The 18,238-nt window shown below is 42.8% G+C and carries 13 protein-coding genes and 2 pseudogenes; 12 read left to right on the plus strand and 3 right to left on the minus strand.

The window, feature by feature from the left end:
- Nucleotides 1-67 precede the first annotated feature (67 nt).
- Nucleotides 68-3,869 (minus strand): annotated as a pseudogene (gene putA, locus J5O05_RS13010) (bifunctional proline dehydrogenase/L-glutamate gamma-semialdehyde dehydrogenase PutA).
- Between the two features lie 136 nt (nucleotides 3,870-4,005).
- On the opposite strand from putA, the gene J5O05_RS13015 reads away from it, so the two are divergent.
- Nucleotides 4,006-4,497 (plus strand): winged helix-turn-helix transcriptional regulator, encoded by a 492-nt coding sequence (locus J5O05_RS13015; protein ID WP_208842395.1) that lies wholly within the window; start codon nucleotides 4,006-4,008, stop codon nucleotides 4,495-4,497.
- A 34-nt stretch (nucleotides 4,498-4,531) separates the two neighbouring features.
- On the opposite strand, the gene J5O05_RS13020 is transcribed toward J5O05_RS13015, so the two are convergent.
- Nucleotides 4,532-5,179 (minus strand): TIGR04211 family SH3 domain-containing protein, encoded by a 648-nt coding sequence (locus J5O05_RS13020; RefSeq protein WP_208842396.1) that lies wholly within the window; start codon nucleotides 5,177-5,179, stop codon nucleotides 4,532-4,534.
- Between the two features lie 248 nt (nucleotides 5,180-5,427).
- Between J5O05_RS13020 and J5O05_RS13025 the strand changes: the two genes are divergently transcribed.
- From J5O05_RS13025 to J5O05_RS13035, 3 genes are all read left to right on the plus strand, one after another.
- Nucleotides 5,428-6,948, plus strand: a complete 1,521-nt coding sequence (locus J5O05_RS13025) for a CYTH domain-containing protein (RefSeq protein ID WP_208842397.1) — start codon at nucleotides 5,428-5,430, stop codon at nucleotides 6,946-6,948.
- A 2-nt stretch (nucleotides 6,949-6,950) separates the two neighbouring features.
- The gene (locus tag J5O05_RS13030; RefSeq protein WP_208842398.1) at nucleotides 6,951-7,613 is read left to right on the plus strand and encodes an SRPBCC family protein; all 663 of its coding nucleotides are present in this window, start codon (nucleotides 6,951-6,953) and stop codon (nucleotides 7,611-7,613) included.
- Between the two features lie 111 nt (nucleotides 7,614-7,724).
- Nucleotides 7,725-8,573 (plus strand): HDOD domain-containing protein, encoded by an 849-nt coding sequence (locus J5O05_RS13035; RefSeq protein ID WP_208842399.1) that lies wholly within the window; start codon nucleotides 7,725-7,727, stop codon nucleotides 8,571-8,573.
- A 33-nt stretch (nucleotides 8,574-8,606) separates the two neighbouring features.
- Here J5O05_RS13035 and erpA read toward each other — a convergent pair whose 3' ends face one another.
- Nucleotides 8,607-8,945, minus strand: coding sequence for an iron-sulfur cluster insertion protein ErpA (erpA, locus tag J5O05_RS13040; RefSeq protein ID WP_208842400.1), 339 nt, complete (start codon nucleotides 8,943-8,945; stop codon nucleotides 8,607-8,609).
- Between the two features lie 309 nt (nucleotides 8,946-9,254).
- On the opposite strand from erpA, the gene J5O05_RS13045 reads away from it, so the two are divergent.
- The 8 genes and pseudogenes from J5O05_RS13045 (at nucleotide 9,255) to J5O05_RS13080 (ending at nucleotide 18,227) form a co-directional block, all read left to right on the plus strand.
- Nucleotides 9,255-10,937, plus strand: coding sequence for a chloride channel protein (locus tag J5O05_RS13045; protein WP_208842401.1), 1,683 nt, complete (start codon nucleotides 9,255-9,257; stop codon nucleotides 10,935-10,937).
- 13 nt (nucleotides 10,938-10,950) lie between these two features.
- On the plus strand, nucleotides 10,951-11,385 hold the full coding sequence (locus J5O05_RS13050) for a CopD family protein (RefSeq protein ID WP_208842402.1): 435 nt from the start codon (nucleotides 10,951-10,953) through the stop codon (nucleotides 11,383-11,385).
- 140 nt (nucleotides 11,386-11,525) lie between these two features.
- The gene (locus J5O05_RS13055) at nucleotides 11,526-12,542 is read left to right on the plus strand and encodes an aspartate carbamoyltransferase (protein ID WP_208844529.1); all 1,017 of its coding nucleotides are present in this window, start codon (nucleotides 11,526-11,528) and stop codon (nucleotides 12,540-12,542) included.
- A gap of 11 nt (nucleotides 12,543-12,553) precedes the next feature.
- Nucleotides 12,554-13,835 (plus strand): annotated as a pseudogene (gene hemL / locus J5O05_RS13060) (glutamate-1-semialdehyde 2,1-aminomutase).
- Nucleotides 13,836-14,272: 437 nt separating this feature from the next.
- The gene (locus J5O05_RS13065) at nucleotides 14,273-14,749 is read left to right on the plus strand and encodes a DUF3015 family protein (protein ID WP_208842403.1); all 477 of its coding nucleotides are present in this window, start codon (nucleotides 14,273-14,275) and stop codon (nucleotides 14,747-14,749) included.
- Nucleotides 14,750-14,788: 39 nt separating this feature from the next.
- Nucleotides 14,789-16,639, plus strand: coding sequence for an Lnb N-terminal periplasmic domain-containing protein (locus J5O05_RS13070; RefSeq protein WP_208842404.1), 1,851 nt, complete (start codon nucleotides 14,789-14,791; stop codon nucleotides 16,637-16,639).
- Between the two features lie 264 nt (nucleotides 16,640-16,903).
- Complete coding sequence (locus J5O05_RS13075) at nucleotides 16,904-17,176, plus strand: DUF2846 domain-containing protein (RefSeq protein ID WP_244369615.1); 273 nt, start codon at nucleotides 16,904-16,906, stop codon at nucleotides 17,174-17,176.
- 391 nt (nucleotides 17,177-17,567) lie between these two features.
- Nucleotides 17,568-18,227, plus strand: a complete 660-nt coding sequence (locus J5O05_RS13080) for a glycosyltransferase family protein (RefSeq protein ID WP_208842405.1) — start codon at nucleotides 17,568-17,570, stop codon at nucleotides 18,225-18,227.
- Nucleotides 18,228-18,238: the final 11 nt, after the last annotated feature.

Consider the following 18,238-nt stretch of genomic DNA (forward strand, 5'->3'; position numbering starts at 1 on the left):
TGTGAATATTCAATTCACAAAATAAAAAAGGGCATGAAAATCATGCCCTTTTTCGTTCAACTAAGACTTACTCGTCATCTTCAACCAATGTCATGAGTGACGTGTTACCACCTGAAGCTGTGGTGTCGATACTCACGGTCTTTTCTGTCACTAAACGTGTCAGAAGGTTGTCGTAGTGAAGCGCACTGATCACTGGCAAAATCGCACCGTGACGTGCTGCAAGCTGAGCTGTGATGTACGACGTACGGTCACAATTTGTGCTTACCACTGCGGATGTAAGTGTTGGATGTGCAAGTAATGCAGGAAGCTGGTTTAGCTTCGCAACTTGCAAGATCCCTTCAGAGACTCCACATGCCACTAACTTTTCACGAAACGCTACCGCTTCATCGTGGAAAAGATCAGACACTACGGTGATCACTGAGTTACCTGCAGCAAGTGCTGTAACCACAGACATAACCCAGAAGTTAAATGAGGTGTCTTTATCTGCGTAGCACAACACTGTACCGCGCGGCTCGTAGTACATGATGTTCGATTCACCTGTTGGGCCAGGCATCACAACGCCTTTTGACAAGCGTTTTTCAACACGGACAAGTTGCTCACGCGCATCTAGAAGTGTTCTTGCTAAATCATCTGCCAACGCGTCCATACTGTTAACTGTCGCTAATTTAGCGAGTAACTGACGCATTATCGATACACGATTTGCAACAGGCATGAAGCGCCAAAGTTTCTCGTCACGTTGCGCGTTGCTCATCATGCGATTAACTTGTTCTTGTGCACCTGGAAGTACTTGAAGTTCTTCACCTGCTTTACTGAAATCCGCCTGATCAAAGCGATCCGCAACCGACGTTTCTTTCACAAGGCGTGTCAAATAGTTTGGGCCACCTGCTTTTGGACCCGTACCAGAAAGGCCACGACCACCAAACGGTTGTACTCCAACGACAGCACCGATCATGTTACGGTTGATGTACACGTTACCTGCACGCGATTGCTTCGCTAAGTACTGTGCACGCTCTTCGATGCGCGTATGCACACCCATGGTTAAGCCAAAACCTGTCGCATTGACTTGGTCGATTACTTTGTCAATTTCACCTGCTTTAAAGCGGATGACGTGAACACATGGACCAAAGACTTCTTTTTTCAGTACAGATAGATCGGCGATTTCATATAAGCGTGGAGCGAAGAAGTAGCCCGCTTTGTGTTCTTCCGTTAATTCACATTCGTAATGAAGCGTTGCATTGCCTTTTAAGTACTCAACGTGCGCATTTAGGGCGTTAAGTGCTTTTTCATCGATAACTGGACCCACATCCGTTTCAAGCAAAGCAGGATCGCCAATGTGAAGTTCTTGCATCGCGCCTTTGATCATTCGGATCACTTTATCCGCGATTTCTGATTGCACGAATAAAACGCGAAGCGCAGAACAGCGTTGGCCAGCACTTTGGAAGCCTGATGAAATGACGTCGTCAACAACTTGTTCAGGTAGTGCCGTTGAGTCAACGATCATACAGTTTTGGCCACCCGTTTCAGCGATAAGTGGAACTTGTTCGCCACCGCGTGTTGCCAACGTTTGAGAAATACGAGTTCCCGTTTCTGTTGAACCCGTAAACATAACAGCTTGTACGCGGTTGTCAGGAACAATGTGTTCGCCAACTTCACTACCGCGAGCTAATACCGGTTGTACGATAAATTCAGGTAAACCAACTTCGCGCATAAGGTCAATGGTACGAAGGGCAATCAGTGACGTTTGCTCAGCTGGCTTCGCGATAACCGTATTACCAGTAACGATAGCGGCAGCAACTTGACCTAGGAAAATCGCTAGAGGGAAGTTCCATGGGCTGATACATAGCATCACACCACGCGCTTCAAAACGGTCATCTGCACAGAGACTCTTCTGCACGAGCGGCGTAGTAACGACAGAAGTCAACTGCTTCACGCACTTCGTCAATCGCGTCTTGAGTCACCTTACCGGCTTCTTTAATACACATGGCGATTAGCTCATCGCGGTGACGCTCTAACGCATCTGCGGTGCGACGAAGAATATCAGCACGTTCTTGAACTGGTGTTTTAGTCCACGTTTGGAACGCCGCTTCTGAATTTGCCACTAGCTGCTTCATTTCTTCAGCGCTGTGGTGGCGAATACTACCAATCACTTCAGACAGACGTGCAGGGTTTACCACAGCTTCATGGCCTTCTGGCACATCATCAACGGTTTTTAGATTTTCTTTTACCCACGTTGATAAATGATCTCGTAGCGGGGTAATAAGGTTGATGTTTGTTAAATCCATGCCTTTTGAGTTATTACGTTCTTCACCGTATACGTTCAGTGGCATTGTGATTTGTTTATTACGGCGGTTACGCAGACGTTGTAGTTTTTCAACCGGATCGACAAGTAAGTCTTCAACCGGTTTGTTTTCATCAACAATTGCATTAACGAACGATGAGTTCGCACCGTTTTCAAGTAGACGACGAACTAGATATGCTAGCAAATCTTCATGGTGGCCGACCGGCGCGTATACGCGACATTGCACTTTGTCATTGGTTACCACTTGGTCATACAATGACTCGCCCATGCCGTGAAGACGTTGGAACTCGAAGTTAGAGAATTGGCCATCAGCCAGCTCAAGAATAGTCGCCGCAGAGTATGCGTTGTGCGTCGCAAATTGAGGGAAAATAACATCGCGGGCTTTCATTAGTTTGATAGCACACGCTTTGTACGATACGTCAGTCGTTGCTTTACGTGTGAATACCGGGAAGTCTTCTAGGCCGTCAGCTTGTGTCGTCTTAACTTCAGTATCCCAATACGCGCCTTTAACTAGACGCACCATCAATTTACGGCCAACACGGCGAGCAAGCGTTTCAAGCCAGTCAATCACGAATGTTGCACGTTTTTGATACGCTTGTACTGCCAGACCAAACCCATTCCAGTTACCAAGTGCATCATCAGAGAATACCGCTTCAATGATGTCTAAAGAAATATCTAAACGGTTTGCTTCTTCAGCATCCACGGTAAAACCGATGTCGTACTGTTTAGCTGCAAGTGCTAATTCTTTCAGTTTCGGAACAAGCTCTTCCATTACGCGGTCACGGTGTGAAAACTCGTAACGAGGATGGATAGCAGAAAGTTTAACGGAAATACCAGAGCTCTTAATTGGACCACGACCAGCCGCTGCTTTACCAATGACATGAATTGCCTTCATGTAGCTGTCGAAGTAGCGCTCAGCGTCTGCCATTGTGCGCGCGCCTTCACCTAGCATATCGTAAGAATAAGCATAGCCTTTTGCTTCTTTTTCTTTTGCACGCTCAACCGCTGATTGGATGGTTGTACCCATGACAAACTGCTTACCCATGATCTTCATGGCTGTTTGCACAGATTTACGGATTGTTGGTTCACCAACGCGGCCAATTAAACGTTTTAAAACGCCAAATTGTTCTTCTTTAGAGCGGTCAGCGTAGTTCACCATTTTGCCTGTGACAAGCAGGCCCCACGCCGATGCGTTTACGAAAAGCGAGTCACTGTTACCTAAGTGAGAGAACCAATCACCTTTAGTTAGCTTGTCACGGATCAGTTCTTCTTGAGTTTCCTTGTCTGGTACACGTAGTAGTGCTTCAGCAAGACACATCAGTACAACACCTTCTTCAGAAGAAAGTGAGTATTCATTTAAAAGTGCGTCAACACCGCCTTGACCTTTTTGATCTCTACGGATGTTCAAAACCATCTGGCGAGCGCGTTCCCAAGCACGTGTACGAGCTGAGATACCCACTTCTGCCAATGGCAAAATGTGATCGATAACTTGCTCTTCATCGATGCGGTAAAACTCACGGATCTTTTGACGGATCGGGCACTGCGTCGTTAAGTCGCCATGAAATAGCATAGGTAAACCCTCAAAGAATTAATTGGGACGATTTTCCGTGCATTCTATATAAAACTCAGCAGAATATGCTGGTTTAATTTTACTAATTACGGTAATTTACGGCTAAATTTTCACGTAACTCAGCATAAAATTCTGTATGACTACTTCAATCAAAACACGTGTGCTTGATCGAATTGATTTAGCAATTTTAGACGCCTTACAGAAAAATGGTCGGATTTCGAATGTAAATCTCGCTAAACAGGTTAACTTAAGCCCAAGTCCCTGTCTGGATAGGGTCAAAAAGTTGGAAGCGGAAGGGTACATAGAAGGTTACACGGCGAGATTGAACCCAACGAGGCTGGGGCAAAACTTAGTTGCGCATGTTGAAGTAACTTTAAATCGTTCGACCGAAGCTGTGTTCGAGACATTCAAGCAGCATATTCTGCGGGTGCCGCAAGTGGCAGGATGTGACATGGTTGCTGGTGGATTTGATTATCTCATTAAAATTCGTGTGCGGGACATGAGTGAGTACCGAGAAGTACTAGGAATTATTGTGGAAATTCCGGGCGTTGCGACGAATCATACGTATATGGTGATAGAACACGTCAAACCAGATGTTGGCGTCCAAGTCTTAATGCCAAAAAAATAGGCGGTATTGACCGCCTATTTTTTGATAATACGAATTATGCCCAACCGTCGTAACGTTTTCTGCGCGATAAAAACAGTGTCAAAAGAACGCCTAGGATAAGACCTGAAAAAGCAATTGCCGCACCGTAACTTAACAATAGATGCTGTTGTTCTTGTTTTTTGTTCATTGCTTCTTTTTGTATTTGCACTTTTTGCGTTTCTGCATCTTTCACTGCTTGTCTAAGTTCTGCGTTTTCGGATTCAAGAGAATTCAGTTTTGCTTGCAGTGTAGGCACTTCGTTTTGACTGTCTTGTAGTTCTACATTCAGCGCATCAAGTTGTGCTTGCAAATTTTGGTTGGTGATCTGTAAGCCGGCTTCGGTCGTGACGAATTCGGCCTCTACCCAACCCTCACGGCCTTTATCATCAATGACATTCACAAAGCCATTTCTTTCATCGCCGACGACTTGAACCGCGGTTCCAGCATTGATAGACCCTAGAATACGATAGTTTTTACCAGCACCGCTGTGCACAAAAATATAGAGGTTATCGGTGATATAGGCATTGGGAACAATCGACGTCGATTCGGAAGGGGGTTGTTCTGCTTGCTCAGTCGTTGCTGGCGCTTCAGTAAGCTCTGTTTGTGCAAAAGAGAGTGTTGGTAGCGCAAGCATGCAAGACAACAGCAAGGTCCGTGTATTCATTTCTAAGCCTTTATCGTATATGAAATTCTGCCAATTCTTGCACAGATAGTATGAATTAAACATGACAAGTGCAAGCATTTAGGCGGATGGAATGAGAATTTTCTCCGTTAAATTATTGTTCCCCTAAAACCTTGAAGTAGGCGGTTTTAAACGGGCTTGGCGCTCACGGAAACGATAATTTATTTGCATTGAAAGGCTAGTTTGTATATTTTGAGCGTTCGATAATTTTTTAGGTTTACACCCACTACATGGATACTGAGATAGAACTGAAGTTTTTACTTTCAGACAATGAAGTACCCCTCGTCCCTGGTTTGTTGATGCAATTTGCGAAAACCGTTAATAACAAACCAACGAAACAACTCCAAAATGCTTATTTTGATACGCCTGAGAGACACCTCAGAAAGCTTGATATTGGTTTACGTACTCGTTGCTGCAATGACGAATGTGAGCAAACCATCAAGTTAGCAGGTGAAGTCGTCGGTGGTTTACATCAACGTCCAGAATACAATCTCCCCATAGAAGGTGGTAAACCTAACATCGCGTTATTTGACGCCAGCATTTGGCCTACAGGCATGGATATGGCGTTTATTTCAGCAAACTTACAACCTATTTTCAGTACCAATTTCACACGCCGTAAATGGCTAATTGAAACTGAAAATGGCAGCCAGTTAGAAGTCGTTCTAGATAAAGGTGAAGTAACGGCGGGCAACCAAAGTGAACCAATTTCAGAGTTGGAAGTGGAGCTTATTGAAGGTGACCGTAGTGACGTTTTTGCGTTTGCTGAACATCTTATCAGCCAATTAGGTGTTCGTTTAGGGCTGTATTCGAAAGCGGCCCGTGGCTACCGTATGGCCGATAATAAGCCGTTGATTGCCAACAAAGCGCTGAGTTTTGTGCCGCTTTCTAAACGTGACACGCAAGAACAAGCGCTTGAAGAGTCACTTGGTTATGCAATTCGTTTCGTACAGAAGCATGAACAATGTTACTTCGACGAACCGAAACTCAAAACACTTAAACGCATGCTGGATGGTATTTCACTTATCCGCCACATCTTTTGGTTGTTTGACGAAATTGTCGAAAAAGAGGCAACGGAACACCTTCGTAAAGAGTTAAAGTGGTTGCTTGGAGAACTAAGTTGGGTTGAAAACGCAATGCAACTTAAAACATACACTTCAAAGCGTCACGCCTACTATAAAAAGATCAATAATGCGCCTGAACTCGCGCAAGTGATCACCGATCTGCAGGATGTGCAGCCAAGTGAAACCGATATGCAGGACTTATTTCACTGTGCTCGCTATAACAGGTTGCTACTGGCATTAACGCGCTTTTTGCTTGAGCGTACATGGCGCAAAACGTGGAACCAAAAAGCAGTTATTGCGGCAGAGAAGCCGATTGTAGAGGTAGCCGCTCAACTGTTTGAGCGTGACTGGCAACAGTTAAAGCAAATGGTTTTAGAAGACAAATCGTTTAATTCAAATGATTATTTGCAGCTAAAACCACATCTCGAAAACACGATGTTGAATGGCAACTGTTTAGGGTCGCTTTTTGATAAAGAAGACAGACGTATTTTCCGAACACCATGGCTCGATATTCTTTATGGGGTTTATGAACTTCAAACGCTGTCTTATTTAAAGCAATTGTGTGTTGGTCACGGTGATGAGCAACTTGAGGAAATTCAGAAGTGGCTTGAACAAAAAGCCAATTTTTTGGTAACGGCGATGGAGCAAAGTCGCGTCGCGTCGCTCGATAACACGCCATACTGGCGATAATTATGCGCCATCTGTTTATCGCTTTACTTTGCCTTATTAGTTGGTCTAGTAAAGCGATAGATTGGTCTACTTGGTACCAATCAGATAATCTCACTATCCAAAAGCGCCTCGCACAAACAGGTGTCGTTGAAGTAAAAGTCTGGATGCAGGTAGATGCGGCCAAAAAGGATAATTTACTCAGTGTCCTTGCGGATGTCGACAATGCCAAAAGCTGGTTGCCCCATGTTGAACAAGTGACGTTAGTCAGTCGTCCGACACCTGCCCAGAGTATTGTTTATGCCCTGTTTGATGCGCCGTTTCCGTTGGCAAAGCGTCAGTTATTTACACGTTCTTGCCTGTCGATTGAGTCCGTTGATTCCAGATTGGTTTATCAAATGCAAGTCCATGACATCGCCAATAGCTCGTTACCTGACGACATCGTCACCGTTACACCGATGCGAGCACAATGGCGTTTTTACGAGACGGTAGATGGGTTAGTGATTGAATACAATGCGCTGGCTCACCCAAACGGGCGCGTGCCATTGTGGCTTGTCAATCGCAATACATTAGCCAGCACAAAAACGGCGTTCCAGGCTTTGGCTTCACTGATGCTGAAGCCGAAATATCAACATTATGCGCATGGTTTCGAACCCGGTGATTGCAGCACATTCGCGAACCTTGAATAACGGCACATACTCGCTTTCTGGTCCATCATAGCAAAATAAACGTAAAATCGATTTACCAGCGTACAGGTTCATCGACTACACTTTAAAGACCCGCATTCTTTGTACGTTGCTATGATTGAAATTGATGACAAAGTGCTGGAAGATTTACGTTCTGGTTTTAGCTTTCCGCCTAAACCTGAAATCCTCCAAGCACTTCAAAATGAATTGAGTCAACCAGAGCCTGAGCTAACGCGTATTGCGAACATTATCTCCTCCGATGTTGCCACCTCTGCTGCCGTGTTAAAAATCATTAACTCTCCTGCATACGGCTTATCTCGGACGATTACTGATATTAAACAAGCCGTGATGTTTCTCGGTGTTAATTGCATCACTCAAGTTGTGACTGGCTATTTATTGAAAAAGGCGTTTGACCAAAATGCCTGCTGTATTTCACTTGAACGCTTTTGGGATACCGCAGCTGATATTTCGCAGGTTGCCGTGTTGATTGGTGAGCGATTAAAAACACGAGTCCCCGTTGAGAATTTACAGCTGCTTGGACTGTTTCACGATGCTGGGATCCCGGCCATGTCGATGCGATATAAGAATTATCATGAAGTACTAACACGAGCGGCAGAGCGTCCTGAGCAAACGTTAGAACATTATGAACGTCAGCAATTTGTAACGACTCACACTGTCGTTGGTTACTATTTGGCGTCGTCTTGGCATTTACCAAAGAATATTTGCCAGATGATTTTACGCCATCACGATCCTGAGTTTTTAAATGATTCAGGCGTGAATCAAGAAGACAAATTGACTTTTGCCGCATTAAAACTGGCGGAAAACCTGGTTAACGAAGGAAAACGTTTTAGAAGTTCTGCTGATTGGTATGTTTTTAAGGACAGTGTAATGCTGTATTTGGATATTCATGATGATGAATATGTCGATATTAAAGAGGACGCCGAAGAAATTTTCATTCACTAAAGGCGCGAGCAGCACCTTTAGTGATAACAACCTTTAAACGCTGAAACTTGCGCCACAGCCACACGTTGTTGTTGCGTTCGGGTTGTTTACGAAAAAGCGTGCGCCTTCCAAACCTTCCGTATAGTCAACTTCGCCATCCACCAAGTATTGAATACTCATTGGATCAACAACCATTGTCACGCCATTTTTGACGATTTCAAGGTCGCCAGGATTGGCTTTCTCATCAAATGTAAAACCGTATTGGAAACCTGAACAACCGCCACCGGTTACATAAACGCGCAATTTCAGATTCGGATTTTCTTCCTCATCGATAAGCTCTTTTACGCGGTTTGCCGCAGCATCTGTAAATTTAATTGGAATCTGTTCTGACATGTCACTAAAAGCCCCAAAACTTGAATAGGCGAATTATCTAATACCTGAGTATTTTAATCAAGTATAGCTCAAAGTCGCAAAGCAAATACGAAACGGCACGCGATAAGGTCTTTAAGGTTTGTTAACTCGGGTTTATATCGCAAAAACAAATTGTTGTGGCGTGAAACGTCGGAAAAATGGGTCTTGGCTGGGTGCCAATACCTAGACCGCTTTAAAGCGTTCAGATATTTCTAAAACCTTGCGCTTGCACAAAGACTTATTCCTCATTGTTTGGTAAACTTGCCACATACTGAAAGTAGGAATACGTCAATGTCGCTGGATACGTTGAGGCGTCGATTAGCAATACCAAAAACATCTATTCAATTGTGCTTGCTAGGCATCGCGGCCGGACTGATTGCTGCGGTGTTAATTATTCTTTTCAGACTATCTATTCACTTCTTTCAAGGCCTCTATTTGACGGCTGCAGATAATTTTAGTTCACTCTCCGAAGCAGACCGTGTCGTGCTACCTGTTATGGCTGCATTGTTCATCGCCGTGTTTGCCGATATGACAGGGTTTAAACATTATCGTCTTGGGATCCCCTTCGTCATCCATCGTATTAAGCATCACTACGGTCAAATGCCAATCTGGAATACGGCAAACCAGTTTTTCGGCGGGGCAGTTGCTTTAATCTGTGGCTTTTCGGTAGGGCGTGAAGGTCCATCTGTTCATTTAGGAGCGACTGGTGCGAGCATTTTAGCTGAGCGTATGCATTTACCTTTGAATGCTGCGAGAACTCTGGGAGGATGCGGTGTCGCGGCGGGTATTGCCGCATCGTTTAATACGCCACTTGCCGCGGTGATATTTGTAATGGAGGTCGTGCTACGGGAATATAAAGTTCACATCTTCGTGCCCATAATGCTCGTCGCGGTAACGGGGGCGCTGTTAACGCAAAACGTTTTTGGAACTGATTCAGAATTAGCCCTAATTACGATTAATCCGCTTTCTGGATGGCACTATCCATTTTTAGTACTTTGTGGAGCCGCACTTGGTGCAGTTGCATTTGCGTTCAACCAAAATTTAATGCTCATCATTCGTACGTTCAAATCCATCAATATGTTCCCTCGGCTGTTATTGGCAGGGTTGATTGCTGGTGGTATTGGCTATTTGGTGCCCGAGGCGATGGGCTCTGGAATGAGTGCGATTACACAAGCGTTGCAATCACCTGACGACATTCAATTACTCACCACCATTTTGATAGCAAAATTATTGGCCACCTTGTTCGCCATTGGACTTGGTATTCCTGGAGGATTAATAGGCCCGGTGATTGGACTCGGGGTTGTTATGGGCACCTTAATGTCGTTTTTTGGCCAATGGATTAGTCCTGGTGTTGATGTCAGCGGTACCTACGGCGTATTAGGAATGGCGGGGCTTTTGGCAGCTACACTACATGCGCCGCTGGCAGCGCTCACGGCTGTTATGGAATTGACCTCTAGCCCACAAATCATCGTTCCGGCTATGTTAGTGATTTCGACAGCTTACGTGACTGCACTGCAAGTGTTTGGGAATCGTTCAATTTTCTTACAGCAGCTTGATTTTCAAGGACTGCCGTACCAAGTATCACCGGCCACGGAAGCGTTGCAAAAAGTTGGGATCATGGCCGAAATGGAAGAAGACTTTAAACTGCTGTATTCCGATGATAAAGAACAGATAAAGGACACGCTAGGCGCGGTAAACAGTCAAACGCCGCTCATCGTTTATGATGAGCTAAATGGCTATCGCTTGGCGGAATATGATTTGAGTTTAACCGGCGAGGGCAGTGTGTCTATTTCGTATATACCCCTACAAGGACTGTCCAATCAAGCTACACTCGCGGACGCGTTCGACATTTTAAAAGATAAGCGCAGTGGAGCGGTTTACGTCTATAACCGTAAAGATAAACAGCAAATTATGGGAATATTACGCTGGGATCAACTGCGTAATATTATTACTCACCGACAAACTTTACTTTAAACTAGAGGGCAAGATGAGCGCCGTACTAATTTATAAATTTTTGCATGTCTTTTTTATGGTGGCTTGGTTCGCGGGGATCTTTTACTTACCGCGATTGTTTGTTTATCACGCCATGACAGAAGACCGAAATGCCAGCGCGATGCTGAAAATCATGGAGCGTCGTCTTCTGTATTTCGTTACGCCCTTTGCCATCTTAACCGCCGTATTTGGATTGCTCATGATCATGGAATACGGTCGAGAGTGGTTCAGAATGAGTATGTGGCTGCACTATAAATTAGTGCTGGTGATCGCGCTTTATATCTACCATGGTTATTGTTTTAAACTGTTAGCGGATTTTAAGCATGATAGAAATCGCAGAAGTGACCGTTTTTATCGAATTTTCAATGAGTTCCCAGTGTTGGTTTTGCTTGCCATCGTATTTTTAGCGATTGTGAAACCAGCACTCTAAAATTAAGACAAATTCTGTTAAAATCGCCGGCCAAATGGTTTGGTGAATGTGTGGTCTTATTCGGCTATACAGAACAAAGCGTTGGGATGGGTGAGCGTAATGCATACCCGATATCAAATTGTGATTTAGGAATTGCCTCCATGTTAAGTTTCCAAGGTGAACATATTCTTTCTGTAAATCAGCTCAATCGAGACGCTATTGAGATGATCTTTGCGGTGGCCAAACGTATGGAGCCATACGCGAAAAAACACAAGCGTACGCGAGTGTTGGAAGGAGCAATTTTAGCAAATCTGTTTTTTGAACCAAGTACGCGTACTCGTGTCAGTTTTGGTACGGCGTTCAATTTATTAGGTGGTTTGGTCCGTGAAACAACCGGTATGCAAAGTTCAGCGCTTGCCAAAGGTGAATCGCTCTATGACACCGCTCGCGTAATTTCAGCGTATGCGGATGCGGTTGCAATGCGCCATCCTGATGCAGGCTCTGTTGCTGAATTTGCGACTGGTTCTGATGTACCTGTCATAAATGGGGGGGACGGTCCAAATGAACACCCAACTCAAGCTTTACTGGATTTGCTGACCATTGAGCGTGAACTTGAACGCTATGGTAAAAACGTTGATGGCTTTCACATAGCTATGGTTGGTGACTTAAAATACGGTCGTACGGTCCATTCTTTGTCAAAACTTCTATGTCATTATAAAAACGTAAAATTCACTATGGTGGCGCCTGATGGATTGCAAATGCCAGATTACATTTTAGATACAGTAACAAATGCTGGGCACCAAATAGAGTTGGTGTCAAAAATGGAAGGCAATTTGGCTGCGGACATCGTGTATCAGACACGTATTCAGGAAGAACGATTCCCGTCACAAGAAGAAGCAAATAAATACCGTGGTGGTTTTAAAATCAGTCAAGCGATATACAACGCTCACTGTAAGCCAGAATCTGTATTGATGCATCCATTGCCTCGAGACAGTCGTTTAGATGCAAATGAACTTGATAATGATTTGAATAGCAACGACAACTTAGCAATTTTCCGCCAGGTTCAAAATGGCGTTTTAATTCGAATGGCGCTTTTTGCGTTAACGCTAGGTGTCGATAATGTAGTGGAAAAATACGAGGCCGAGGTGCCTTGGTTTAGCCGTAAACGCAACAGCTAATAGGATAAAGCATGACTATCAGCCAAGAACTTTTTGCCCGAGCGCAAGAATCTATTCCTGGTGGGGTAAACTCGCCAGTTCGTGCCTTCAACGGCGTTGGTGGCACGCCTCTGTTTATTACTCGTGCAGAAGGTGCATATACCTTTGATGCAGACAATAACAAATACATTGATTATGTTGGCTCTTGGGGGCCGATGATCTTAGGCCACAATCACCCAGAGATTAAAGCCGCTGTGTTAAACGCGGTTGAAAATGGCCTGAGTTATGGTGCGCCAACAGAAACCGAAATTTTGATGGCGGAAAAAGTAAAATCACTGGTTCCATCTATCGAAAAAGTACGCATGGTGAGCCTCCGGTACGGAAGCTACAATGAGCGCTATCCGTTTGGCTCGTGGCTACACGGGTCGTGATAAAATTCTCAAATTTGAAGGATGTTATCATGGTCATGCGGATTCATTGTTGGTAAAAGCGGGTTCTGGTGCCTTAACTATGGGGGTACCTAATTCACCAGGGATCCCTGCTGATTTTGCGAAGCACACGCTAACGGTATCATTCAATAACCTCGAAGAAGTTCGTGCTATTTTTGCAAAGTATCCGGAAGAGATCGCATGTATTATTGTCGAACCAGTTGCGGGTAATATGAACTGCATTCCACCGGTTGATGGTTTCTTAGAAGGTTTACGCACCGTTTGTGATGAATACAAAAGTGTTCTTATTTTTGATGAAGTTATGACGGGGTTTCGTGTTGCGCTAGGTGGTGCTCAGGCCTACTACGACATCAAGCCAGACTTAACCTGTTTAGGTAAAGTCATTGGTGGAGGCATGCCTGTGGGCGCATTCGGTGGAAAGCGTGAAATCATGGATTACATTGCACCGGTAGGTCCTGTGTACCAAGCGGGTACGTTGTCAGGTAACCCAATTGCAATGGCGGCAGGCTTGAAAGCACTTGAACTGCTTGACACGCCAGAGCTGCACACATCGCTAGAAGCGAAAAGCAAAATGCTATGCGAAGGTTTCCAAGCCGCGGCTGACAAAGCGGGCATTCCTTTGACCACCAACTTCGCTGGTGGCATGTATGGTTTCTTCTTCACGACAGCAGAGAAAGTGACAAGTTATCAACAAGCAACTGAATGTGACGTGGAACGTTTTAAACGCTTCTTCCATCTCATGATAGAAGAGGGTGTATACCTTGCCCCTTCTGCGTTTGAAGCAGGCTTTGTTAGCACAATGCACAGTGATGCCGACATTCAGGCAACAATTGATGCTGCTGAACGCGCGTTTGCTAAGCTTTAATTTTTTTAAGTGTTAAAAATAAAATGGGGACAAAGTCCCCATTTTCTATGAAAATGATTATCGATTCGAGCCTGCTTCATCTCGTCATCAACTATTTTAGGTTTCACCTAATTCATTCTTAATTTACTCGCTTTTACTTTTTTTAAATTATGTGAAAAGGTTGATCCGGCTAGTCATTTATACATTTATTAGAATCCATCTATTCATCAGCTAACTCGAGAAAGCCACCTCACATGTTTTTCTTCGTTCTTTATTCGCCGAAATGAAATGTCGTCACAAAATAAAAATGCCTGCAAAATAGTTTAATTATTAAACTAAAATCACATAAAATGTTCATTAAATTACAAAAGTTACAATAACGTGTTGCAAGCAATTCCTTTTTTGTGTACAAACCCGGCCTGAAATATTTACAAAAACGCAAAAAAGGAACTGCGAAAATGAAATCAAAAATGTTTACTGGTTTAGCATTGCTTGCTGTCATGTCTGTGAATGTACATGCTGAAGATAAAAAAGTTGGTACAGGTCCAAACCCATTTTCTGACTGTGGTATTGGTGCTGCCCTTTTCCAAAACAATAAAGTGCTAGCGGTAACGTCAAACATTATTTGGGATATTGGTACAACAGCGGTAACTTCTGCGACAGCAAGTCCTGAAACGTGTAATGGTAAAACGGTAACTGCGGCGAAATTTATCCTTGAAAGCTATGATAACTTATCTGAAGAAGCTGCGCGTGGCCAAGGTGAACACCTTGTTGCTCTATTAAACATCATGGAAGTTAACTCAACTCGTCATATGGAAGTAATCAGCGGTATTCGCTCAGAGATGTCGTTAAACTTGGCATCTACAGAGTTTAATTCTGCGGATAAAAAGGCAAAATCAATCGCTTTCTACAATGCACTAGTTGCAGCTATCTAATGTATTGAGGTTTCACTTGCAGGGTGAAGCCATTTTACAATGAGATATTACTTATATGCAGTGTTACTTTTAGCAACACTGCTTTCACCAAAAATTGCCGTTAGTCAACCTATTGATTCGGCTCTCATTCGTCAGCTAGCGAATGAAAAAAAGTGGCATCAGCTCCTTTTTTTGAATGAGCAAGGTGAACCAACCGTTTTTAATGATGGCTTTTATCTATCCCAATATCAGGACTTTTCACCGGAGAAAGAGCTAAGAAATACGCTTTTAGCATTTAATGAACCGGTTGGGGACAATCCTAATAATCATGCGCTGTGTAAATACAAAGCACGTAAAATTTGGCTAGACAGTCAAATACCTTTATTCAATAAAAAAAATAAGAATATTAAATGCCCTCACTTTGAGGAATTCAAGAATTATACTCAAATTGATTCGATTAGCTTGGTTTTTGCAACGGGGTATTTAGGAAATCCAGCATCTTATTACGGCCATTTACTCCTAAAACTGAACACTTCTTCATTAGGTAGACTATACGATCCTGCTATTAACTTTGGTGCTGATGTTCCACCAAATGAAAATATGCTGATTTACATAGTAAAAGGATTGGTAGGTGGCTATAACTCTTCTTTCACTACTCAAGGCTTTTTCTACCACTTACAAAACTACGGTGAGAATGAGTTTCGTGACCTTTGGGAGTATCAATTAGACCTTACGGATGAAGAACGTATTTTTCTTCTGGCCCACTTATGGGAGCTGCAAAACAGGAAATTTACTTACTATTTTTTAAATAAAAACTGTGCTTTTTTCATGGCTAATGTACTTAATCTTGTATTAAACATCCCTGCTTCACAAAGCTGGAAACCTTGGGTTGCACCTCAAACTGTCGTGCAACAGCTAGTGCAATTTCAGCCTGAAAAAATAAAAAAGCGGAAATACCATCCGTCTAGACAGAGTCGTCTTTATCAGCGATATGCAAAACTATCTGAGTCAGAAATAGCATTAGTGACTTATTTCGCTGAAAACCCTGATCAACTGTCAATCCAGGCTCTTGAAAACGAATCTATTACATCTCAGCACAATGTGTTGGACACTTTAATTGATTATTATCAATTTCTACGACAACCTGAATTGAAAGAGCAAGACCCCAATAATCTTCAGTATTCAAAAGTTTTATCACTTAGATATCAATTGCCTTCGGGTAGTGGGCACGTTCTATTTAATTCATCAAATGTACCTGACTTAGGTCGTCCTTTAAGCAGAACATCGATCGGTTTATTTCATACAGAATCCGGTTCTTGGGGAATACTTTCACTTAGACCAGCCTATTATGACCCGCTTGATTCAAGTTACGGACACGTCAGGCATTCAGGTCTATCTATGGGAGATATCAAGATTCGAATTTCCCAAAACGAAGCGACAACAATAGAATCTTTGAATTTAGTGAATATTCTGAATGTGAGGCAAAACTACACTATGCTACCAGGTGACCAGAGTCACTCATGGTTTTTACAAGTAGGGCTGCAAAGAAAGCTTCATAGCAACAATTCCCCCTTAGCTGGGCTTGCACATGCAGGTTACGGCTATGCTGGTTCTTTTATTAAAGATTCTGTTTCATTGGCCGGTTTCTTTGGTGCCGGATTTCACGATACTAAACTCGACAGTTCAGGACTTTTTTTGAGCACTAATTTGATGCTCAATGGTTATTTGAATGACCTTCAGGCTTGGAATATTCAACTAGAACGAAAATTTGGCTTTGTCCAACAAGCAACAACTCTTAAAGCAACGTTTAGACATAAAATAAACGATGCTACGGATCTGCGATTTAACTACCGCTATCAGAAGGAAATTAATGAGAATGTGGCTGGCGTGGAAGTTGGTTGGTATTGGTAAAAACAAAACTCCATGAAAATTGAATTGCATCAATTAATAGATTAACTCTAAATAAATGTGAATAAATAATAAGGATAATAATGAAAGCTAAAATAAGTCTAGCAGTAGCTCTAGTTACATTTTTTCAGGCTGTACGTCGGTACCTATGGCGAACAAAGATGTATCGGATCAAGCAAAACAATTTTCAGCTCCGAGCGAAGGAAAAGTAGGTCTCTATGTGTTTAGAGACTCCGCGTTAGGCCAGCTCTTAAAAAAGATGTATGGGTGGATGGTAAATGTTTGGGTGAGACTGCGCCAAATATCTTTTTCTATGAAGAACTTGAAAACAAACCTCAACACATTATTTCAACAGAGTCTGAATTTTCGCCAAATGAGATGACATTAAAGACGGAAGCCGGTAATAGTTATTTTGTTCGTCAGTATATTAAATTAGGCGTATTTGTCGGTGGTGCTGGACTAGAGTCTGTTTCAGAAGACGAAGGAAAACGTATTGTTGCAAAACTAAAAATGGCGTTAAAAGGTAACTGCAGTAAATAACCAAAAACTAGGAGGCTTACAGCCTGCTTGCCTTTCTTTAACACATATTACACACTATTTTATTCGAAAAAAATAACTGACGATAGAGGTTAGCTTTATGTCATATTGAGAATCTATTTTTTACTTTGGTTCAATTTTACTGTTTTTAATTTCAACATTTAACATTACGTGTTAGTTAAGAAAACTTAAACGACTACGCTAAAAAGACACCTATAAAAATTAAGATTATCAAAAATCATCGTTTACTCTACAAGCCGTTTAATTCCTATCTTTGAAACCCTGACAAATTTATTTCTATTACCGATTGTTGCTAGGTAATAAATCGTTCATCTTGTTTCTGATATGATACATTTGTACCTTTTGTGGGTTTTCTAATGGTGTTGATGTGTCTATGAAAAAGGCAATTTTTACGTTAGCTATTGGCGATAATCCTATGTATCAGGCCGCGATACTGAGTTTTCAATATTACGCTAAGCGAGTTGGTGCTGACCTCATCATATCTGATACGTTGAGCTATAAGATTGATGTCACTAATCCTCAATTTCATGCAAGTCCTGCTTGGGCTGAAAAGCTGAGAATTGGGGAGTTACTCAGTGAATATGACCGTGTGCTTTACCTAGATGCGGATATTCTTATTTCCCCTCATGCTGCAGACATCTTTGAGCAATTCAAAAATCCAGACGTGATTTATATGTTGAACGAAGGGGAAAGCCAAGACCGCAGTGCTGAAAGAGCATTGATAGAATCATGTTTGGGAAAAGTGGATTGGCCTTTGCAAAATGGGAAGCCGATTTATTATAACGTCGGGGTTATTTTAGCCTCTAAGCCGTGTAAGCTTTTTGATTTTGCAGATCTACAAGGCTTGCAATTGGTTTGCAATCGAATTCGATTTTATGAGCAAACTTATTTCAATTACCTGTTGTTTAAACATAATTTAGAACATGAAGCGCTTCCTTCACGTTTCAATCGTATGGATATGTTTGGAAAACAGGGTTATCACCAAGCTGATTTTATTCATTACGCAGGAAAAGGCTATGCGAAAAATAGCTGACGACGCGACGT

Origin of the sequence: Pseudoalteromonas xiamenensis, assembly GCF_017638925.1 — a bacterium.
Lineage (GTDB): Bacteria > Pseudomonadota > Gammaproteobacteria > Enterobacterales > Alteromonadaceae > Pseudoalteromonas > Pseudoalteromonas xiamenensis.